The organism is Lacinutrix sp., from assembly GCF_029238095.1.
In the GTDB taxonomy this organism is placed as follows: Bacteria; Bacteroidota; Bacteroidia; order Flavobacteriales; family Flavobacteriaceae; genus Lacinutrix.
Genome location: NZ_JAQWGS010000010.1, coordinates 13,341 through 34,187, shown reverse-complemented (window position 1 = coordinate 34,187; position 20,847 = coordinate 13,341). Strand labels below are relative to the sequence as shown.

General features: G+C 32.5%; 18 protein-coding genes. 12 read left to right on the top strand and 6 right to left on the bottom strand.

Features of this window, described 5'->3' with window-relative positions; translation table 11 throughout:
- Positions 1 to 147: 147 nt before the first annotated feature.
- Positions 148 to 1,194, top strand: a complete 1,047-nt coding sequence (gene thiL / locus P8H50_RS03215) for a thiamine-phosphate kinase (protein WP_300205538.1) — start codon at positions 148 to 150, stop codon at positions 1,192 to 1,194.
- Here thiL and P8H50_RS03210 read toward each other — a convergent pair.
- Positions 1,191 to 1,433 (bottom strand): hypothetical protein, encoded by a 243-nt coding sequence (locus tag P8H50_RS03210; RefSeq protein WP_300205536.1) that lies wholly within the window; start codon positions 1,431 to 1,433, stop codon positions 1,191 to 1,193. The genes thiL and P8H50_RS03210 overlap by 4 nt on opposite strands.
- A 75-nt stretch (positions 1,434 to 1,508) precedes the next feature.
- Positions 1,509 to 2,294: an alpha/beta hydrolase gene (locus P8H50_RS03205; RefSeq protein ID WP_300205534.1), complete on the bottom strand. Its 786-nt coding sequence runs from the start codon at positions 2,292 to 2,294 to the stop codon at positions 1,509 to 1,511.
- A gap of 40 nt (positions 2,295 to 2,334) precedes the next feature.
- Between P8H50_RS03205 and P8H50_RS03200 the strand changes: the two genes are divergently transcribed.
- Positions 2,335 to 3,534, top strand: coding sequence for a branched-chain amino acid transport system II carrier protein (locus P8H50_RS03200; RefSeq protein WP_366900951.1), 1,200 nt, complete (start codon positions 2,335 to 2,337; stop codon positions 3,532 to 3,534).
- Between the two features lie 167 nt (positions 3,535 to 3,701).
- On the opposite strand, the gene P8H50_RS03195 is transcribed toward P8H50_RS03200, so the two are convergent.
- Together P8H50_RS03195 and P8H50_RS03190 are read right to left on the bottom strand one after the other, a co-directional pair.
- Complete coding sequence (locus P8H50_RS03195) at positions 3,702 to 4,295, bottom strand: hypothetical protein (protein WP_300205532.1); 594 nt, start codon at positions 4,293 to 4,295, stop codon at positions 3,702 to 3,704.
- A gap of 35 nt (positions 4,296 to 4,330) precedes the next feature.
- The gene (locus P8H50_RS03190; protein WP_300205529.1) at positions 4,331 to 5,626 is read right to left on the bottom strand and encodes an aminopeptidase P family protein; all 1,296 of its coding nucleotides are present in this window, start codon (positions 5,624 to 5,626) and stop codon (positions 4,331 to 4,333) included.
- 175 nt (positions 5,627 to 5,801) lie between these two features.
- Here P8H50_RS03190 and P8H50_RS03185 point away from each other — a divergent pair, with 175 nt between their 5' ends.
- The 7 genes from P8H50_RS03185 (at position 5,802) to P8H50_RS03155 (ending at position 15,954) form a co-directional block, all read left to right on the top strand.
- On the top strand, positions 5,802 to 8,642 hold the full coding sequence (locus P8H50_RS03185; protein ID WP_300205527.1) for a sialidase family protein: 2,841 nt from the start codon (positions 5,802 to 5,804) through the stop codon (positions 8,640 to 8,642).
- 49 nt (positions 8,643 to 8,691) lie between these two features.
- On the top strand, positions 8,692 to 9,564 hold the full coding sequence (locus tag P8H50_RS03180) for a hypothetical protein (RefSeq protein ID WP_300205525.1): 873 nt from the start codon (positions 8,692 to 8,694) through the stop codon (positions 9,562 to 9,564).
- A gap of 140 nt (positions 9,565 to 9,704) precedes the next feature.
- Positions 9,705 to 10,391: a succinate dehydrogenase cytochrome b subunit gene (locus tag P8H50_RS03175; RefSeq protein WP_300205523.1), complete on the top strand. Its 687-nt coding sequence runs from the start codon at positions 9,705 to 9,707 to the stop codon at positions 10,389 to 10,391.
- 15 nt (positions 10,392 to 10,406) lie between these two features.
- A complete protein-coding gene (locus P8H50_RS03170) occupies positions 10,407 to 12,404 on the top strand; it encodes a fumarate reductase/succinate dehydrogenase flavoprotein subunit (protein ID WP_300205521.1) in 1,998 nt (665 codons plus the stop codon).
- Between the two features lie 8 nt (positions 12,405 to 12,412).
- The gene (locus tag P8H50_RS03165) at positions 12,413 to 13,159 is read left to right on the top strand and encodes a succinate dehydrogenase/fumarate reductase iron-sulfur subunit (RefSeq protein ID WP_300205519.1); all 747 of its coding nucleotides are present in this window, start codon (positions 12,413 to 12,415) and stop codon (positions 13,157 to 13,159) included.
- 84 nt (positions 13,160 to 13,243) lie between these two features.
- Complete coding sequence (locus P8H50_RS03160; protein ID WP_300205517.1) at positions 13,244 to 14,179, top strand: M28 family peptidase; 936 nt, start codon at positions 13,244 to 13,246, stop codon at positions 14,177 to 14,179.
- Positions 14,180 to 14,184: 5 nt separating this feature from the next.
- Positions 14,185 to 15,954, top strand: coding sequence for a DNA mismatch repair protein MutS (locus P8H50_RS03155; protein WP_300205516.1), 1,770 nt, complete (start codon positions 14,185 to 14,187; stop codon positions 15,952 to 15,954).
- A 385-nt stretch (positions 15,955 to 16,339) separates the two neighbouring features.
- Here the strand turns inward: P8H50_RS03155 and P8H50_RS03150 are convergent, their stop codons facing one another.
- Positions 16,340 to 16,522, bottom strand: a complete 183-nt coding sequence (locus P8H50_RS03150) for a hypothetical protein (protein ID WP_366900950.1) — start codon at positions 16,520 to 16,522, stop codon at positions 16,340 to 16,342.
- Positions 16,523 to 16,530: 8 nt separating this feature from the next.
- Here P8H50_RS03150 and P8H50_RS11035 point away from each other — a divergent pair, with 8 nt between their 5' ends.
- Together P8H50_RS11035 and P8H50_RS03140 are read left to right on the top strand one after the other, a co-directional pair.
- Positions 16,531 to 16,950, top strand: coding sequence for a LytTR family DNA-binding domain-containing protein (locus P8H50_RS11035; protein ID WP_366900952.1), 420 nt, complete (start codon positions 16,531 to 16,533; stop codon positions 16,948 to 16,950).
- 140 nt (positions 16,951 to 17,090) lie between these two features.
- On the top strand, positions 17,091 to 17,384 hold the full coding sequence (locus P8H50_RS03140) for a GIY-YIG nuclease family protein (protein ID WP_300205514.1): 294 nt from the start codon (positions 17,091 to 17,093) through the stop codon (positions 17,382 to 17,384).
- Between the two features lie 126 nt (positions 17,385 to 17,510).
- Here the strand turns inward: P8H50_RS03140 and P8H50_RS03135 are convergent, their stop codons facing one another.
- Positions 17,511 to 19,601 (bottom strand): S46 family peptidase, encoded by a 2,091-nt coding sequence (locus P8H50_RS03135; protein WP_300205512.1) that lies wholly within the window; start codon positions 19,599 to 19,601, stop codon positions 17,511 to 17,513.
- Positions 19,602 to 19,696: 95 nt separating this feature from the next.
- On the opposite strand from P8H50_RS03135, the gene P8H50_RS03130 reads away from it, so the two are divergent.
- Positions 19,697 to 20,839, top strand: coding sequence for a methionine aminotransferase (locus tag P8H50_RS03130; protein WP_300205510.1), 1,143 nt, complete (start codon positions 19,697 to 19,699; stop codon positions 20,837 to 20,839).
- Positions 20,840 to 20,847 lie beyond the last annotated feature (8 nt).

Genomic DNA, 20,847 nt, shown 5'->3' with positions numbered 1-20,847 from the left:
TATTTCTTAATATCGGATTGAATACCTTCATCCATTCTTTTGAAATCACTAAAGCTTGTAATTTTAATCACCTTAATTGTTTTTATAAATCAAATAATTAAAAAATAATTTTGCTTAATTTGTGTTTCAACTTCTTATTTTTGCAATATGATAGAAGATAAAAATCAATCAAGAACTCCATTAAGCAAACTAGGAGAGTTTGGGTTAATAGAACACTTAACTGAGCAATTTGAAATAAAACAAAGCTCGACCATTAAAAGCATAGGTGATGATGCTGCTGTTTTAGATTTTAAAAAGAAACAAATTGTAGTTACAACAGATATGTTGGTTGAAGGTGTGCACTTTGATTTAAGTTATGTGCCCTTAAAACATTTAGGCTATAAATCTGTCATAGTCAATCTATCTGATGTTTATGCAATGAATGCAGAAGCAACTCAAATTACAGTTTCTATAGCTGTTTCAAATCGTTTTCCATTAGAAGCATTAGAAGCTTTGTATGAAGGTATAGCGTTGGCATCAAAAATTTATAATGTAGATGTTGTTGGAGGAGATACTACATCTTCTACTTCTGGATTACTAATTTCTATTACTGCAATTGGAGTAGTTAATGCAGATGATGTTGTCTATAGAAAAGGCGCAAAACCAAACGATTTATTAGTGGTTTCTGGAGATCTAGGAGCAGCTTACATGGGACTTCAAATTTTAGAGCGTGAAAAAGAAGTGTTTAAAGTAAACCCAAATAATCAACCAGATTTAGATGCTTATACATACATAATGGAGCGTCAATTAAAACCGGAAGCAAGAAAAGATATTATTAAACTCTTAAAAGACTTAAATGTAAAACCAACTGCAATGATAGATATAAGCGATGGTTTATCTTCTGAAATTCTACACATCTGTAAAGCTAGTAAAGTGGGTTGTGATGTATATGAGGATAAACTGCCTTTAGATCCTCAGGTTATTTCTAGTTGTGAAGAGTTTAATATAGACAGTACTACTGTTGTACTAAATGGTGGCGAAGATTACGAATTGTTAATGACTATTTCTCAAGACGATTTTCCAAAAATAAAAGCAAATCCAAATTTCACTGTAATTGGTTTTATGACAGATGAAAATTCTGGAGCAAATCTAGTAACCAGAGCAGAAACAAAAATTCCGTTACAAGCTCAAGGTTGGAAAAACTTTGAGAGTTAAGAAGATATTTTGTAGGCTTTATGTAATTCTTTTCTTATTTGTCTAGCTTGTCTTTTACTGTATATTCTGAATAAAATAGAGTTTATTTCTCTAAATTTAGGAGTAAGTTCTATTAATCCACCATCACTATTGGTAGTTAATTCTTTACTGCAATTATCGCATTTGTATTCACTAACGTGGTATGTTACTTTTTTAGAAACTTCAAATCGATGACCAAAAATATTACAATATACAGACATAGGTTTTTTATTTAAAATAGTTGGGACTATTGATTAGTTAAACTTAAGTATAAAAAACAAAAAACCGATTAAAAGTTATGTTTTTTCGACGAAACGCATTGTTTTTGTAATAAATGCCTTACTATTTTCTATATGACTCATGTGTCCTTCACTAAAAACATGGGTTTCAATACTATGCAATTTTGTATACTTTAGGATGTTTTCTGAATTTAAAATAGTGTCTTTTTGTCCTAATAATACCATTTTTTTAAAGGTAGCTTTTGCAAAGAAAGTTGAATAATCTACACGTTGCATCATGCCTTCGTTAGCAGCCATATAACCTTGAAGAGGAGTTTTTAAAGCAATTTGTAATGCAGTATTATAAGCTTCAGTCTGTTTTAGTTTGCTTTCTTCACTAAAAAGATTAGCAAAACTCATGCGAACCATATTTTCGTAATTGGTTTGTACCATTTTATTTGCACGAATTCTTAATTGCTTTCTCTCATTGTCATCAGCTTCATAAGTAGAATTTAATAAGCATAAACCTTTAATACTTTCAGTGTGTCGTTTTGCAAAAGCTAAAGCCACATAACCACCCATGGAGTGTCCAATAAGAATGTATTTACGAAGTTTTAAATGTTTTAAAACGGAATTTACGGCTTCAGCCATATCTTCCATTTTATGAACGTAGCCTATGGAACCTGTTTTACCATGACCTAATAAATCGATACAAATAACTCTATTTTTTTTAGACAATTCAGGAACAATAATATTCCACATAGATAAATCTTCTAAAAAACCATGTAGTAAAACAATGGCTTTTCCAGAGCCTTGGTCTGTGTAATGAATCTTTAAATTTTTAAACTTGTGGAAAAACGACATAGATTGAAATTAGTATCTTGGCAAAGATAATTTTTCAGAAATGAATAATAGAAAAACAATATTAATAATTGGTTTTGCCATATTCGCCAGTTATTTTGGTGCAGGTAACTTAATATTGCCACCACAACTAGGTTTTAATTCTGGACCAGACTGGTGGCTTGTAACGCTTGGTTTTATAGCATCTGCAATTATAATACCATTGCTAGCATTATTTGGTCATGCAAGATTGCAAGGCACTATGTTAGACTTTGGTAGCAAAGTGTCTCCTTTATTTAGTTTAGTGTATTGTTTATGTGTTTATATAATTGCTATTACCTTACCTATACCTAGAACAGCTGCTGTAACTCATGAAATGGCTATTCAGCCATTCTTTAATTCATCCTCTTTATTAACGAGTACTCTTTATTTTGGAATTGCTTTCATATTTATCATGAAAAGGGACAAAATATTAAGTATACTAGGTAAGTTTCTTACGCCTTTAATAGTTTTAATTCTTTTAGCAATAATAGGTATTGGACTTTTTACTTCACCAGAGAGTATGAACCCATCAGTTTTAGACTCTCCAGCTATAATAGCAGGATTACTTGAAGGCTACCAAACGTATGATGCACTTGGAGGTGTTTTAATTGGAGGTGTTGTTATTATATCATTAAATCTTGAAGGAGGTATTTCATTTGAAGATAAAAAAGCAATCATTGCAAAATCAGGTTTAGTAGCTGCCATTGGATTATTTTTAATATATACAGGAATGATTGCAGTTGGAGCATTACATAATACCGAATTTGAAGCTTCCATTTCTAGACCAGAATTATTAACTAGTTTAAGCATAAAAACTTTAGGAAACATAGGCAATGTGTTTTTAAGCGTATTAATAGCATTAGCCTGTTTTACTACAGCAGTTTCTGTTATTGTTGGTACAGCAGATTTTTTTAAAGGCCTATTTAAAAATTCACAAATAGTTTATACTATTACAGCTGTTATTTCTTGCTTAATAGGTGTTTTTGTTGGACAGTTTGATGTAAGTTATATTATTGTTGTAGCCTTACCAGCGTTAATGTTTATTTATCCAATAACTATAATCCTTATTATATTAAATGTAATACCACAAAAATATGCTTCCTCAACTGTTTTTAAAGGTGTTGCTTTGGTAACTTTTATATTTAGTATTCCAGATTTTTTTAGTATTTTTATTGCCAAAAGGAAGTTTAACGAGTCTAAAAGCACTTATTCCATTTGCTAATCAAAATTTAGGATGGCTTTTACCAGCAATATTAACATTTGTAGTATTAAATATTAAAACGATTACTACAAAAAAAACGATGCTATAATTAAGAATAGCAAGACAATATTTTTATCTATCGTTAAAACGAAGTTTCATTTTTTCACAAAACACCCTCAAGTCTTAATCTACACCTTTTTTGTTTGGTTTTGACTCAATGGAAAAGAAAAACCAAACGCAGCAGAACCTGTAAACTGTTCGGCAGATGGATGAAAATAATATGAGAATGAAAAATCAAATCTATGTTTGCGACCAATCTTTAAACCTATACTTATTGGAATATGAGGAGTTAAACCGCTTTTCTTTACATTGGTAAAAGGAGTAATAGTCTCAAAAGAACCTAAAGAAGCACCTAGTCCACCTTCTAAATAAGGAGCGATCCAAGGAATAGGAAAAGTAAGCCTAACCTTTCCACCAACCATAAAAGCTTGTGCAGTAGACTTAAAACCAAATTGTGCTAATTGTGCATCACTATCATTAGAAGTTGCTAATATTAGTCCAGCATAAGGTCTAAAATCAATCCATTTAGAATAACGCAGCACATACTCTCCTTCTGCATAGAAACCGGAACCCATAATATCAACTTCATCAAATGGGAAGCTATCTCCAAAACCTAAAGAAGCATCTATAAATCTTTCTGGTTGAGATTGAGCTTCCGAATGAAAAGAGAAACACAGAGTCGAAAAAATAACTAAAACAAGCTTATTAAAATTAGAAAGCATAAAAATAGTTTTTAAGAACAGTCTCTTTGTTAAAGTTAAGATTTATTCATTAATGCCTCAATCTCATCAGCTTCAATTGGGATATTTCGCATTAAATTAAAAGGCTCTCCACTTTTCTGCACAACGACATCGTCTTCTAATCTAATACCAAAACCTTCATCTGGAATATAAATTCCAGGCTCTACAGTAAACACCATATTTTCTTTTATAGGTTCATGTAATAAACCATAATCATGCGTGTCTAATCCCATATGATGGCTTGTGCCATGCATAAAATACTTTTTGTAAGCAGGCCAATCTGGATTCTCGTTTTTAACATCTGCCTTATCTATTAAGCTTAAGCCTAATAATTCGCTTGTCATTAATTTACCAACTTCTTTATGGTATTCTGCCCATAGCGCTCCTGGAACTAATAGTTTTGTAGCGTCGTTTTTAACTCTGTTTACAGCATTGTAAACTTCCTTTTGTCTTTTTGTAAATCTCCCAGAAACAGGAATAGTACGCGACATGTCGCTAGAATAATTTGCATATTCTGCACCAACATCAAGCAATATTAAATCACCAGCTTTACACTGTTGGTTGTTTTCTATATAATGTAACACGTTAGCGTTATTTCCTGAAGCAACAATTGGAGTATAAGCGAATTTTTTAGAGCGGTTTCTTAAAAATTCATGCATAAATTCTGCTTCAATATCAAATTCCCAAACGCCAGGTTTTACAAATTCTAAAACACGTCTAAATCCTTTTTCTGTAATATTACAAGCGTTTTGTATTAAGTCTAATTCTAGTTTATCTTTAACAGAGCGTAAACGTTGTAAAATTGGATTGCTTTTTGCAACGCGATGTGCAGGATATTTATTTTTTAACCATTTTGTAAAACGGTCTTCGCGAGTTTCTGTTTCTATGTTTGCACGATAATGCTCATTAGTATTAATGTAAACGGTTTCAGCTTGAGTCATCATTTCAAATAGCAACTTTTCTTTGTCCTGTAGCCAATACACAGTTTTAATTCCGCTAGTTTCAAAAGCAGCGTCTTTGGTTAGTTTTTCGCCTTCCCAAACAGCAATATGTTCGTTTGTTTCTTTTAAAAATAAGACTTCACGATTTTTTGGGTTTGGAGAATCTGGATATAGTATTAAAATACTTTCTTCTTGATCCACACCACTTAAATAAAAGATATCTCTATGTTGCTCAAAAGGCATTGTACTATCTGCACTTATAGGATAAATATCGTTAGAGTTAAATACAGCAATGCTATTAGGTTGCATATGAGCCATAAAATTTTTACGGTTTTTAATAAAAAGAGAAGAATCTATTTTGTGGTATTTCATTGAGGAATTTATTTTTATTTCCATTAGCAATGGAAATTTTATTAATAATAGTATTTTTTTTAGTGAAGTTAAAAAATCTCTGAGTCGTAAAAATAACATTTTATTACTAAAAAGCATTTCAGTTTTGCTCATATTTAACAGAATACTTACCTTCAAGGTCTTAAATATTATCTACATGAAATTCAAAATTTTTCTTGCATTCTGTTTTTTAGCTATTCTAAATACTGAAGCCCAACAAGCCACATTAAATTCTAATAAGGTTGAAGAAAGTCTTCAGAAAAAAACGAAACGACAACAAGAGTCTTTAGTTAAAAATGTTCCTTTTCAAAATATTGGACCAACGGTAATGAGTGGTCGAGTTGTGGATTTAGCGGTAAACCCGGAAAATTCAACAGAATTTTATGTTGGTTATGCCTCAGGAGGACTTTGGCACACTACAAATAACGGAACCACTTTTATGCCAATTCTAGACAGCTCTCAAACCCAGAATGTTGGTGATATTGCTGTAGACTGGAAAACTAGAACTATTTGGGTAGGAACAGGAGAAAACAACGCCTCGCGTTCTTCCTATTCTGGAATAGGTATGTTAAAATCGACCAATAATGGCGAATCATGGGAACATGTAGGTTTGCCAAATTCGCAGCATGTTGGACGTATTTTAATAAACCCAAACAATGGAGACGAAGTTGTGGTTGGTGTTACAGGAGCTTTATATTCTAAAAGTGAGGATAGAGGCATCTATAAAACAAAAGATGGTGGTAAAACATGGAGCAAAACACTATTTGTAGATAATGTTAGTGGTATTATAGATGTGCAACATGCACCAAATAACTATAATGTTATGTTTGCATCGTCTTGGACTAAAGACAGAAAAGCATGGAATTTTGATGGTAGTGGAAACAATTCTTCCATTTATAAAAGTGTTGATGCTGGAGAAACTTGGACTAAAGTATCTACCGATGCTAGTGGTTTTCCAATAGGTGAAGGTGTGGGTAGAATAGGATTGGCAATTTACGATGATAATATTGTTTATGCTATTCATGATAGCCAATTTAGAAGACCTTTAGAAGGAGAAAAAGAACAAACTAGAGGGCTTAAAAAAGACCACTTTAAAACGATGAGTACTCAAGTCTTTTTAGATCTAGATGATAAAAAACTTAACGGATTTTTAAAAACTAATGGATTTCAAGAAAAATACAGAGCCGAAAACGTAAAACAAATGGTTCGTAGCGGAAATGTAAAACCAATTGATTTGGCTCACTATCTTGAAGATGCAAATTCTATGCTGTTCGATACACCAGTTATTGGTGCTGAGGTTTATAAAAGTACAGATGGTGGGCAAACCTGGAACAAAACTCATGAAGATTATTTAGACGATTTATACTATAGCTACGGTTATTATTTTGGACACATTCATGTGGCTCCAGATAATCAAGATCACATATATGTTTATGGTGTACCAATAATAAAGTCAAAAGATGGCGGAAAAACATTTACGTCTATAAGTGCAGAAAATGTGCATGCAGACCATCACGCGTTATGGATTAATCCAAAAAACACAAATCATTTAATTAATGGAAACGATGGAGGCGTAAATATTACATACGACGATGGAGAAAGCTGGATAAAAAACAATACTCCAGCAGTAGGGCAATTTTATGCTATAAATGTAGATAACCAAAAACCATATAGAGTGTATGGAGGTTTGCAAGATAATGGTGTTTGGGTTGGTGCTCATAATGCTCCAGAAAATAAAGCTTGGCATCAAAATGGCGAGTATCCATGGAAAAGTATAATGGGTGGCGATGGTATGCAAATTGAAATTGATAATCGCAATTCAGACATAGTGTATACTGGTTACCAGTTTGGAAATTATTACAGAATTAATAGAGAGACAGGAGCGCAAAAATATATTCAACCAAAACATGAATTAGGCGAAACTCCATATCGTTTTAATTGGCAAACACCTATTCATTTATCTAGGCACAATCAAGACATTTTATACTTAGGAGGTAATAAATTAATGCGTTCTATGGATAAAGGCGACACTTGGAAAGCCATTTCACCAGACTTAACACAAGGAGGTAAAAAAGGAAATGTAGCCTATGGAACATTAACAACCATTAGCGAATCGCCTTTCGATTTTGGTTTAATTTATATTGGTACAGATGATGGAAATGTGCAACTTACTAAAAATGGAGGTGGCAGTTGGGAAAACATAACAGCAGACTTACCAAAAGATTTATGGTTGACTAGAGTAGTGGCATCAAAGCATAAAAAAGAGCGTGTTTATGCAACATTAAATGGTTATCGATTTGATGATTTTACTAGTTATGTCTATATGTCTGAAGATTATGGAGAAACTTGGACCACTATTAATTCTAATATCCCAAATGCTCCAGTAAATGTTATTCGAGAAGATCATGTAAATAAAGACATCTTATACTTAGGCACAGATAATGGCGCTTATGTGTCGTTTAATAATGGAGAAATGTGGGAAGCTTTCTCTAAGAACTTACCTGCTGTTGCAGTACACGATATGGTGTTGCAAGAAGCAAGTAACGATTTGTTACTAGGAACGCACGGAAGAAGTATCTACAAAACAAATGTGGAGCCATTACAAAAAATGAATACTGGTTTAATGAACGAAGCCGTAACTTTATTTAATATCAATAAAATTAGAGCAAGTAGTCGTTGGGGAAATAGCTGGAGTAAATGGATGAAACCTTACGAACCCTCAACACAAATTAAGTTTTTTGCTAATACAGCAGAAAAGAAGATTATTGAAATTAGAAGTGATAAAAACACAGTCTTAAAAACCATAGTAGCTAATGCAGATTTAGGTTTTAATTATGTTGATTATGATTTGTCGATAACAGAAAAAGGAAGAAAGAAGCTTTTAAAAGAGAACACTAAAATAGACATTAATAAAGCTAAAAACAACAAATATTATTTACCAAAAGGAGAATACTTAATTTATATTAATGGAGTAACTACTAGTTTAGAAGTAGAATAATACTTTTATAAAAATAGCGTTATATAGTTTTATAAAAAACATATTCAAAATGAAAAATATAATATTGACTTTACTTTCAGTTGCTGTTTTTTTGGTGTCGTGTAGTAGTGATGAAAATGAAACCGTTGTAAATAATTCTGAAGCTAATCTTATCATTAAATTTAAATTCGATCCAAATCAAGAGCGATTAAATAATATTGGGCAACCTTCTACAATTCCTGTAGGAAACGCAGCTCAATCTCCAGTTGTTTCTAGAATGAGTGCTAATTATATAGAGCTTGCACCTTCTGCTTTTACTGCATTAGGTCAAGGCGAAATACTCTATCAAGGCGCAGAAACTACACAAGGAGGAAGCATTGCAATAGATTTTGAAAATGCGCAGTTTGCCGGAAATAACCAAACGTTTGTAACCATTCCATTAAGCGATGTTGCGGCAGGAAATTACGAATGGGTTCGTATATCTCTTGCCTATCAAGAAGGAGGTATAAATCTTATTGCAAATGGAAATGAAATTACTGGAACTCTAGGTAGTTTTGTTGGCTTCAATAATTATATTACTTCTTTTAACATAAACGGTAGCACATTTAATGTAAACGATAATAAATTACAAGGCTTTTGGGCTTTTGAAGCCTTAGGCTTTACTTCTCAAGGTCAAGCGCCAGAAGGCGCTACAACAGTTCCTAATCCATTATTTAATTCATCTCCAATTCCTCAAGGCTCTTGTGTGGTAACAGGAGAATTTTCTACACCATTTATTATTACAGGAAATGAGACAGATGATATTGAAGTGGTTTTATCGTTTTCTATAAACAATAGTTTTGAGTGGACAGAAGTTAACAACGATGGGAAATACGAGCCAGCTGCTGGAGAGCAAGTTGTAGATATGGGACTTCGTGGTTTAATTCCTAGTGTATCTAATTAAGCAAATTATATTTATTAAATAATTGCTAGGTTTAACTTTTAACTTATACCCATTCTAAATAGCATAAATAATAGTTAAAATTTGTTTCAATATCCATTGAGCCTTATCTTTGTAGTAACTATACTTTAACTACAAAAACAATGAGCGGAATTTTAAATTCTTCAATAGGAAGAAAGTTTGCGATGGCACTTTCGGCACTCTTTCTTATGGTATTCTTACTTCAGCATTTTACTATTAACTTGCTTTCTGTTTTAGATGGAGACACCTTTAACGATGTATCTCATTTTATGGGAACATTTTGGGTTATTCAGTATCTACTACAACCAGTGCTAATTTTTGGCGTTATTTTCCATTTTGTAATGGGATTTGTTCTAGAAATTAAAAATAATAAAGCAAGACAAATCAGCTATGCTAAAAACAATGGTGGTGCAAATTCTACTTGGATGAGTAGAAACATGATTTGGAGTGGTCTTGCAATCTTAGGATTTATGGCATTACATTTTTATGATTTTTGGTTTCCAGAAATAAACATCAAGTTTATAGAAGGTGATATGTCAGGCCTTATAGACCCAAACAATGCAGATAGTGGTTACAGATACTTAGAGCACTTACAACATAAATTTGTTGACGGTTGGAGAGTTGCACTATATGTTATATCATTTGTATTCTTAGCATTACATTTATTACACGGTTTCAACTCAGCATTCCAATCGGTTGGAGCAAATAACAAATATACTAAAGGATTAAAAGGGTTTAGTAAAGTTTATGCAATTGGAGTTCCATTAGGATTCATTTTTATTGCGTTATTTCACTATTTTAATCATTAATACACAGAGAGATTTATGGCTTTAGATTCTAAAATACCTCAAGGTCCAATTGCAGACAAATGGACAAATTATAAAAATAATATCGATTTAGTAAATCCAGCAAACAAGCGTAACATAGATGTTATTGTTGTAGGAACAGGATTAGCTGGTGGATCTGCAGCTGCTACTTTAGCAGAGCTTGGATATAATGTAAAAGCATTTTGTTTTCAAGATTCTCCAAGACGTGCGCATTCTATTGCAGCACAAGGTGGAATTAATGCAGCAAAAAACTATCAAGGTGATGGAGACTCTACTTACAGATTGTTCTACGATACTGTAAAAGGAGGCGATTACCGTTCACGAGAAGCAAACGTGTATCGTTTAGCTGAGGTTTCTACTAATATTATCGACCAATGTGTTGCACAAGGTGTTCCTTTTGCAAGAGAATATGGTGGATTATTAGATAACCGTTCGTTTGGTGGTGTTTTGGTTTCAAGAACTTTTTACGCAGCAGGACAAACAGGACAGCAATTATTATTAGGTGCCTATTCTGCAATGAACCGTCAAATAGGACGTGGAAAAATTAAAATGTACAATCGTCATGAAATGCTTGACGTTGTTAAGGTCGATGGTAAAGCGAGAGGTATCATTACTCGAAATCTAATCAATGGTGAAATAGAAAGACACTCAGCCCACGCTGTTGTTTTAGGAACAGGAGGTTATGGTAACGTGTTTTTCTTATCTACTAATGCTATGGGAAGTAACGTAACAGCTGCTTGGAAAGCACACAAACGTGGTGCTTACTTTGCAAACCCTTGTTACACACAAATTCACCCAACTTGTATTCCTGTTTCTGGAGACCATCAGTCTAAACTAACCTTAATGTCTGAGTCTTTACGTAACGACGGACGTATTTGGGTTCCAAAACATAAAAAAGATGTCGAGGCTATTCGTAATAAAACATTAAAGCCTACGCAAATAAAAGAAGAAGATAGAGATTACTACTTAGAGCGTAGATATCCTGCCTTTGGAAATTTAGTACCTCGTGATGTAGCCTCTCGTGCAGCAAAAGAACGTTGCGATGCTGGTTTTGGTGTAAATGCAACAGGAGAAGCAGTATATTTAGATTTTGCTTCAGCTTTTATGCGTTATGGAAAAGAACAAGCACACGTTAAAGGTTTAGATGAAAATGATGATGTTTTAGTTAGAAAATTAGGACAAGAAATTGTTAAAACTAAATATGGAAACTTATTCCAAATGTATGAGAAGATTGTAGATGAAAATCCATACGAAACACCAATGATGATTTATCCAGCAGTGCACTACACAATGGGTGGCGTTTGGGTAGATTACAATTTAATGACCACTGTTCCAGGACTATATGCAATTGGAGAAGCAAACTTCTCCGATCATGGTGCTAACCGTTTAGGAGCTTCTGCTTTAATGCAAGGTTTAGCAGATGGTTATTTTGTATTACCATATACTATTGGAGATTATTTAGCTGATGATATTCGTACAGGTCCAATTTCAACAGACACAAAAGAGTTTGAAGAAGCCGAAGCAGAAGTTAGAAAAAACATTGATCATTTAATCAATAATAATGGGTCACATTCTGTAGATTATTTCCATAAGAAATTAGGAAAAATTATGTGGAACAAATGTGGTATGGCTAGAAACGAAAAAGATTTAAAATCTGCAATTACTGAAATTTCAGAACTTAGAGCAGAATTCTGGAAAGACGTTCGTGTACCTGGAACTGCTAACGAGTTTAATGAAGAATTAGCAAAAGCAGGTCGTGTAGCAGACTTTCTAGAATTAGGAGAATTATTTGCAAAAGATGCTTTGCAGCGTGAAGAATCTGCAGGAGGTCATTTTAGAGATGAGTATCAAACACCAGAAGGAGAAGCTGTTCGTCGTAAAGAATTTCAATATGTTTCGGCATGGGAATATAAAGGAGAACCTAAAGACGCAGTACTTCATCAAGAAGCATTAGAATACGATAATATTAAGGTAAAAGAAAGAAGTTATAAATAAGAAAAGCTATGAATTTAACGTTAAAAATTTGGCGTCAAGCAAACGCTAACGATAAAGGGAAAATGGTTGATTATCAAATCAGCGATGTGTCACCAGATATGTCTTTTCTTGAAATGTTAGACATTTTAAATAACGAACTAATAGAAAAAGGAGATGAGCCAGTAGCATTCGATCACGATTGTCGTGAAGGCATTTGTGGTTCTTGTTCTCTATATATTAATGGAGAAGCTCATGGACCAGACAGAGGCATAACAACTTGTCAATTACACATGCGTATGTTTAAAGATGGAGATACTATTTTTATAGAGCCATTTAGAGCAAAAGCATTTCCTGTAATTAAAGATTTAGTTGTAGACAGATCAGCTTTCGATCGTATACAACATGCTGGAGGATTTATTTCGGTGAATACTTCAGGAAACACTATAGATGCAAATGCAATTCCTATAAATAAAGAAGATGCAGATGAAGCCTTCTCAGCAGCAACTTGTATTGGCTGTGGAGCTTGTGTAGCAAGCTGTAAAAACTCATCGGCAATGTTGTTTGTAGGAGCAAAAGTTTCTCAGTTTGCCTTATTACCACAAGGTAAAATAGAAGCAACCGACCGTGTTTTAAATATGGTAAAACAAATGGACGACGAAGGTTTTGGTAATTGTACTAATACAGGAGCTTGTGAAGTAGAATGCCCAAAAGGTATTTCTTTAGAAAATATTGCACGTATGAATCGTGAGTATTTAGCAGCAAGTTTAAAAGGATAATAAATAACTAAAGTCTATTTAATAATAAAAAGGACCTAAGCTTATGCTTGGGTTTTTTATTAGATTTACTTAAAATTTTTAAAAATGAACAAAACATATTTATTATATGCTTTAGTAATTTGTACAGCGTTTGTAAGTTGTAAAACGCAAACTACAGAGGCACAAAAAAAGGAAGAAAACAAAACAGTTTCGATAGAGTATTCCTATTCTACCAAAGACCTGTTAAACAATATTAAAACTCTATCTTCTGATGCTTTTGAAGGCAGAAGAACAGGAACTAAAGGAGCAGAAAAAGCTAAAACATATATTATAAATGCCTTTAAAGAAGAAGGAGTTAAACCGCTAGGTGGAGATTTTGAGCAACACTTTACATTTGGAAACTATAATGCAGTAAATATTCTAGGTGAAATAAAAGGAACTGGGAATACCAACAAGTATTTTGTTTTATCTGCACATTACGATCACGAAGGTGTAAAAAATGGTAAAATATATAATGGAGCAGATGATGACGCTTCTGGTATAAGCGCATTAATTGCTTTTGCTCAGTATCTTAAACTCAATCCGCCTAAATACAATGTAATTTTGGCAGCCTTTGATGCAGAAGAGTTAGGCTTAAAAGGCGCTTATCATTTTGTAAAAGACAATACCATTCAACAAAGAAATATTGTTTTAAATTTAAATATGGACATGATTAGTAGAAGCGAAAAGAACGAACTCTTCGCAGTTGGAACGCGTTATAACCCACACTTAAAACCAACCATTGAAAACTTTAAAGATTTAGGGAAAGTAGATTTATTAATTGGTCATGAAGGTATAGGAGATGGTGACAACTGGACCAATTCAAGCGATCATGCTGCTTTCCATAAAGCAGAGATACCTTTTATATACTTTGGTGTTGCAGATCATGAAGATTACCATAAACCTACAGACGATTTCGAGCGTATAGACAATCAGTTTTATCAAGATGCAGTAGAAACTATCATTCAAGTGTTTATACAACTTGATACTTTAGAGTTATAAAACTAATGCAAGACTCTTTTAAATACTATCTGCAACAACTCGAAACTTACAAAGCTGAGGTTTCAAAATTATATAAACAACTTACAGGATTAAGCACTATTAGACTTTTGGTTTTTATTGCTACTGCTGTAGGAGTTTATTTTACAATTAGTAATTGGCAATTAGCTGTTGGCTTTGCTTTATTAGGTATTGTTTTATTTTTGTATTTACTATCAAAATACACGGCTTTAAAAGCAGAATACAACTTTAAAAAAGCTTTAGTTGCAATAAATGAAGAAGAACTAAAAATTGGTTCTGGAGATTTTTTTTATAAAACCGAAGGTCTAGAATTTCATGATCCTCAGCATAATTATGCTTTAGATATTGATTTGTTTGGTCGTGGTTCTTTTTTTCAATTTGTAGATAGAACAGCCACAAAAATTGGAGCGCTTGCATTGTCTAATGCTTTAAAGGCTAATGCTATTTTAAATATCGAAAAAAGACAAGAAGCTATTAAAGAACTATCAACAAAGCCAGAATGGAGACAACAGTTTCAAGCAAAAGCTAACTTAATAAAGGTTGAGACTAAACCAGATCAAATTATAAAATGGTTACACCAGCACCAATCCTTTTTACCAAAGGCTTTAAAACGGCTACCATTAATCTTTTCTATTATTTCAATTACGCTTCTTGTTTTAGGAATTACTAAAATAATTTCAATATCATTTTTTGGGTATTGGCTGTTAATAGGTTTGGCAATTACTGGTAAATATTTAAAAAAAATAAACGATTTAGCTGCTAACACAGATAAAATACGTGATACCTTTAGGCAGTACGCACAACTACTAAATGCAATTGAAAATGAAACTTTTAGTTCAGAATTATTAATTGAAAAGCAAAAGGAAATTCAGTTAGAAGGTAAAAAAGCGTCGGCTATTTTAACCGATTTATCTAAAGCTATGGACGCCTTAGATAACAGAAATAATTTAATTTCAGCAATTTTTGGGAATGGTTATTTTCTAACAGATATAAAAAACAGCTTTATAATAGAACAATGGATTGAAACTTACAATAATAAGGTGAACGATTGGTTTAAAGTTGTCACTTTTTTCGATGCTTATAACAGTTTAGGAAATTATGCCTTTAACCATAAACACTATATATATCCAAAGGTTTTAGAACAAGGTAAGCAAACAAAAGTTACTGCATTAGGACATCCATTATTAAAAACAGAGAAACGTATTGACAACGATTTTACTACAGATAACGAACAATTTTTTATAGTTACAGGAGCAAATATGGCAGGAAAAAGTACGTTTTTAAGAACTGTTTCTTTACATATTGTTATGGCGAATGTAGGTTTGCCAGTCTGTGCAAAATCTAGCGAATACGTACCTGTAAAACTCATAACAAGTATGCGAACAAGCGACTCGTTAACAGATGATAGTTCTTACTTTTTTAGCGAATTAACGCGTTTAAAATATATAGTCGATGCCATTGCCAACGATAATTATTTTATTATTCTTGACGAAATTTTAAAAGGTACTAACAGCAGAGATAAGGCCATTGGTTCAAGAAAATTTGTAGAAAAATTGGTAGCGACTAATGCAACAGGAATTATTGCTACTCACGATTTAAGCTTGTGTGAAATAGAAAAAGAACTTGAGGAAGTTAAAAACTACTATTTCGATGCGCAAATTATAGATAACGAGTTGTATTTCGATTATACCTTTAAAAAAGGCATTTGCCAGAATATGAACGCTAGTTTTCTATTGAAGAAAATGGAGATTGTTTAGTGAATTTGCAGAGTAAAAAACGAAATCTTTTTACTCAATTATTCTAATTATTATTGGAGATGGAGGTTTTATTAGATATCCAGAATTAGTATTAACTTTTAGATCAAAAATTTGTACTAAATCACCAATATATAAGTTGTCTTTAAATTTATTAAATAAATCTTCGGTAATTTTATTTCTATCGATACTAATGGTTTTTTTATTTTAAATCCAACAACATCAAATCTAAAAGCAAATAAAAAATCAACTAGTTTAGCTTTTATTTCAGCTTCTTTAAATTGATTTTTATTGAGTAACACTTCACAATATTTAGTACATAGTAGCCCATTAATAGTTCCTTCAAGCTTACCTATATTTTTAATTCTAATCTACTTTACATCAGTCATCATGTACCATCAATCATAGTAGCATTTAAAGTAATATCTATTGTTCTTCCAGATTGTGGAACAATTTCATAATTTCCAAAATCATCAATTTTTTTCAAACCTTTTCCTTCAGCTTCAATTTTAATAGCATTTGGAAAAGAAATTCTAACAGGATTTCTAACATCTCTATAGACTATATTCATATTACTTAATTCAACAACAGCTAGTAAAACCTTTTGCTTTCGATAGGTTTTTAAAAGCGATTAATAAAGCAGAAAAACGTAGTAATAAAGCACCAAATACAAGAGTACAAGATAACACAGAAACACTATTTTTAAATGTCGATAAAACGCATCATAAAATAGTAGTAAGTGATATTTTATTTATAGAAAGTAATAGAAATTATATTACAGTTGTTACCAAAACACAAAAGCTATCGTATATAGAATCTCTTAAAAATTGGAAAGAAAAACTAGCAACAACCGATTTTATTCAAATACATAAATCGTTTATTATAAATAAAAATGATGTCGATAAAATTGCTGGAAACGAAATTTATGTTTCAGGAAATAGATTACCAATTGGTAGAACGTACAAGCAGGAGCTGTTAAGTAAGTTGAAGATTGGGTGAAGTTCTCGATACAACGCTCCTTCGTCACGTCAATAGAACTCACAATGTGTTCAAGTTTAATATTATGTTTGTCACTTCGAGTGGTTTTCGAGGCACGAGAAAATTGTATCGAGAAGCTTACTTTTTAACTATCTTTAAGCATGAAAACTTACTACGTTTATATACTCGAATGCTCCGATAAAAGTTATTATACAGGTTTTAGCTCAAAATTGTACTCGAGAATAATAGAACACCAAACTGGAAAATATCCAGATTGCTACACTTATACAAGACTACCAGTTAAATTGGTTTTTCATGCTGAATTTACAGACCCAAATTATGCAATAGATTCTGAAAAACAAATAAAAAAATGGTCAAGAGCAAAGAAAGAAGCTCTAATAAATAATGAATTTGAGAAGTTACCTAATCTTTCAAAAAAGAAATTTAAAGATTAAAAGGTTCTCGATACAATGCTCCTTTGGTCGCATCACTCGAACTGACAAAGAGTTTCAGTTTAGTATTAAGTTTGTCACTTCGAGTGATTTGTGAGGCACGAGCAAATTGTATCGAGAAGTAAAACACTACTTCTTCTTAGGATGCACCAACGTCATCTCATCAATCAATCGAGTAGCACCTGCAAACTTATCTACTATAAATAGTACATAACGTGCATCTACCATAATGTTTCTGCATATTTCCGGATCGTAGTTCATGTCACTCATTGTGCCTTCCCAAACACGGTCGAAGTTTAAACCAACTAAATTTCCATGCGCATCAATAGCAGGACTTCCAGAGTTTCCACCAGTTGTATGGTTTGTACCTAAGAAGCAAACAGGTACTTTTCCGTTAGCATCAGCATACTGTCCATAATCCTTAGCTTCATATAAATCCAATAGTTTTTTAGGTACATCAAACTCATAATCGCCAGGTACAAATTTCTCAATAACACCATCAAGGTAACTTACAGGATTATAATATACAGCATCTCTAGGTGCATAACCACGAACTTGACCATAAGTTACACGAAGTGTACTGTTTGCATCTGGAAAATAACGTGCGTTTGGTAAGGCTTCCATAAGTGCTGTCATGTATTTTGTTTGTAAAGCAGTTATAGGTTCGTTTTTGTTTTGATACTCTGCATTTATAGTATTAAAAAACTCCTCTATCATTGGTTTTGCGTAACTATATGCAGCATCTTCGTTAAGTTTTTTAAGAACCTCTGTTGCATCTCCTTTTAATAGTTTTAAGGCAGAATCTAAATTAGTAAGTGCTGTTTTATTGTAAATAGAAACATCTACATTTTCATTATAAAAAGGCATCACATTACTAAAAACACCTTTATCTACAGTAACATCGTAATTTTTATGAATACCGTTTAATGTGCCTACCAAACGCTCTTTTGCAGCTTCTAAATTTGCAGGATTAGCAGCTATCGCTTGTTCCATTTGGTAAGCTCTAAAGGTCATTTGCATAAGTTCATTAGTAACTAAGAATACCTCAATAAAGTTTCTACGTTTAATGTTTGTAGGTGCAAAGTCTTTGTAAAGCCTATCAAATTCTGGTAAAATAGTTCCGTATTTCTGTTCTAAATTATTTTCTTTTAAAGCTTTAGTAAAAGAAGCTTCAAAAGCACGTCTTTTTGCAACAGCATCACTCTTATCAATCCCAAGGTTTTCGCCTATCCATTTTTTCCAAGCGTTTGCGATACGAGCTTGTTTAGAAGCATATTTAATACGTACAGCGTCGCTTTCTTTCATTTTAGCATCAATAACTTTTAAAGCAGCCTCGCGAATAGCAATATTTGTAGGGTTAAATTCTTTTGTAATGTGCTCTATTGCTACAGCAGGTAAATATTCGCTTGTAGTTCCTGGAAAGCCAAAAACTAATGTAAAATCGCCTTCTTCAACACCATCTAATGAAATTGATAAAAAGTGTTTTGGTTTATATGGTTTGTTGTCTTTACTATATTTTGCAGGTCTATTATTGGCATCTGCATAAATACGAAACATAGAAAAATCTCCTGTATGCCTTGGGAACACCCAATTGTCTGTATCACTACCAAATTTCCCAATACTTGTTGGTGGAGCACCAACTAATCTAATATCTTCAAAACGTTCTGTTACAAATAAAAAGTATTGGTTACCATTGTAAAAAGATTTAACCTTAGTGTCTTGCCAAGCTTCTTTGGCAGTAGAACCTTCAACAGCATTACTATTTTTACTAATTTGAGATTGCTTCTCTTTCTCAGTCATTGTATCGTTTACGTTGGCTAAAACCTTAGTGGTTACATCTTCAATTCTCACTATAAACTCAATGTATAATCCTTCGTTTGGCAATTCATCTTCAAGATTCTTTGCCCAAAAACCATCTTTTAGATAATCGTTTTCTAAAGAAGAGTGCGATTGTATTTGTCCAAATCCACAGTGGTGATTGGTTAAAATTAAACCTTGATCACTAATTATCTCACTGGTACATCCACCATTAAAGTGGCCAATGGCATCTTTAAGACTAGAATTATTAACATCGTAAATATCTTTTGCGGTGAGTTTACTTCCAAGATTTGTCATTTCGTCTTCATTCATCCCTTCTAAAAGCGAAGGAATCCACATTCCACCTTGTTGTGCAGACACATTAATGGTGATAAAAAGTAAAAGGAATTTAAAAAATTTCATAAGTAATGCTGTTTTGTTTGAATAGTCTCAAATATAAATAATCAAGAGCTAAGTTTTGTTAAAATCAACCAAATTTCTCATTATATTTAGAGAATATGAAACACCAATCTAAACTTCCAAATGTTGGCACTACCATTTTTTCTGTAATGAGTGCATTGGCAAATAAACACAATGCCATTAACCTATCTCAAGGGTTTCCAAATTTTAATAGCGACCAAAAACTTATTGATTTAGTATCGCAAGCTATGAATTCTGGTTACAATCAATATGCACCAATGCCAGGAAATTTGGAGTTGCGTGAAGCCATTGCTACTAAAATGGATATGTTATACAAATCTAGCTATAACCCAAAGTCTGAGATTACTATAACTGCAGGAGCAACACAGGCTATTTATACTATTATTTCTGCTTTCATTAGACAGAATGATGAGGTTATAATTTTTCGTCCTGCTTACGATTGTTATGAACCTGCAATAGCAGTTAATGGTGGAAAAACCATTTCTGTGCAATTAAACGCACCAGATTATAAAGTTGATTGGGAAGGCGTAGCATCCCAATTTTCTAATAAAACAAAAATGATTATTGTAAACACACCACAAAACCCAAGTGGTTCATTATTTTCTGAAGCAGATTTGTTAGCATTACAAAATCTAACACAAAATACTAACTGTATAGTTTTAAGTGATGAGGTATACGAACATATTATTTTTGATGGTTTAGAACACCAAAGTGTTTGTAAGTTCTCAGATTTAAAATCAAGAAGCTTTATTACAGCATCTTTTGGTAAAACGTTTCATAATACAGGCTGGAAAGTAGGTTATTGTTGTGCACCAAAAAATCTCATGGAAGAGTTTAGAAAAGTACACCAATTTAATGTGTTTAGCGTAAATAGTCCAACGCAAAAAGCACTAGCAGAGTATTTAAATGAACCGAAATACTATTTAGAATTATCTCCATTTTACCAAGAGAAAAGAGATTTGTTTTTAGGTTTAATTAAAGACTCGCGTTTTAATTTTAAACCTTCAAAAGGTACTTATTTTCAAGTGTTAGATTTTTCTGAAATCACTCAAGAGAATGATGTTGACTTTGCCAAGCGATTAACAATAGAACATGGAATAGCATCTATACCATTATCGTTTTTTAACGATAATAATAAAGATGATAAAGTGTTACGTTTTTGTTTCGCAAAAACCGATGATACAATTAAACAAGCTGCAGCAATTTTAAATAGGATTTAAATTATTAT

Bases quoted from the DNA above. Each gene is read 5' to 3' on its own strand.
- P8H50_RS03135 (WP_300205512.1), bottom strand. From the start codon at position 19,601: ATGAAATTTTTTAAATTCCTTTTACTTTTTATCACCATTAATGTGTCT.
- P8H50_RS03160 (WP_300205517.1), top strand. From the start codon at position 13,244: ATGAACAAAACATATTTATTATATGCTTTAGTAATTTGTACAGCGTTT.
- P8H50_RS03195 (WP_300205532.1), bottom strand. From the start codon at position 4,295: ATGCTTTCTAATTTTAATAAGCTTGTTTTAGTTATTTTTTCGACTCTG.
- P8H50_RS03140 (WP_300205514.1), top strand. From the start codon at position 17,091: ATGAAAACTTACTACGTTTATATACTCGAATGCTCCGATAAAAGTTAT.
- P8H50_RS03130 (WP_300205510.1), top strand. From the start codon at position 19,697: ATGAAACACCAATCTAAACTTCCAAATGTTGGCACTACCATTTTTTCT.
- P8H50_RS03175 (WP_300205523.1), top strand. From the start codon at position 9,705: ATGAGCGGAATTTTAAATTCTTCAATAGGAAGAAAGTTTGCGATGGCA.
- P8H50_RS03200 (WP_366900951.1), top strand. From the start codon at position 2,335: ATGAATAATAGAAAAACAATATTAATAATTGGTTTTGCCATATTCGCC.
- thiL (WP_300205538.1), top strand. From the start codon at position 148: ATGATAGAAGATAAAAATCAATCAAGAACTCCATTAAGCAAACTAGGA.
- P8H50_RS03210 (WP_300205536.1), bottom strand. From the start codon at position 1,433: ATGTCTGTATATTGTAATATTTTTGGTCATCGATTTGAAGTTTCTAAA.
- P8H50_RS03165 (WP_300205519.1), top strand. From the start codon at position 12,413: ATGAATTTAACGTTAAAAATTTGGCGTCAAGCAAACGCTAACGATAAA.
- P8H50_RS03205 (WP_300205534.1), bottom strand. From the start codon at position 2,294: ATGTCGTTTTTCCACAAGTTTAAAAATTTAAAGATTCATTACACAGAC.
- P8H50_RS03150 (WP_366900950.1), bottom strand. From the start codon at position 16,522: ATGAATATAGTCTATAGAGATGTTAGAAATCCTGTTAGAATTTCTTTT.
- P8H50_RS03180 (WP_300205525.1), top strand. From the start codon at position 8,692: ATGAAAAATATAATATTGACTTTACTTTCAGTTGCTGTTTTTTTGGTG.
- P8H50_RS03185 (WP_300205527.1), top strand. From the start codon at position 5,802: ATGAAATTCAAAATTTTTCTTGCATTCTGTTTTTTAGCTATTCTAAAT.
- P8H50_RS03155 (WP_300205516.1), top strand. From the start codon at position 14,185: ATGCAAGACTCTTTTAAATACTATCTGCAACAACTCGAAACTTACAAA.
- P8H50_RS03170 (WP_300205521.1), top strand. From the start codon at position 10,407: ATGGCTTTAGATTCTAAAATACCTCAAGGTCCAATTGCAGACAAATGG.
- P8H50_RS03190 (WP_300205529.1), bottom strand. From the start codon at position 5,626: ATGAAATACCACAAAATAGATTCTTCTCTTTTTATTAAAAACCGTAAA.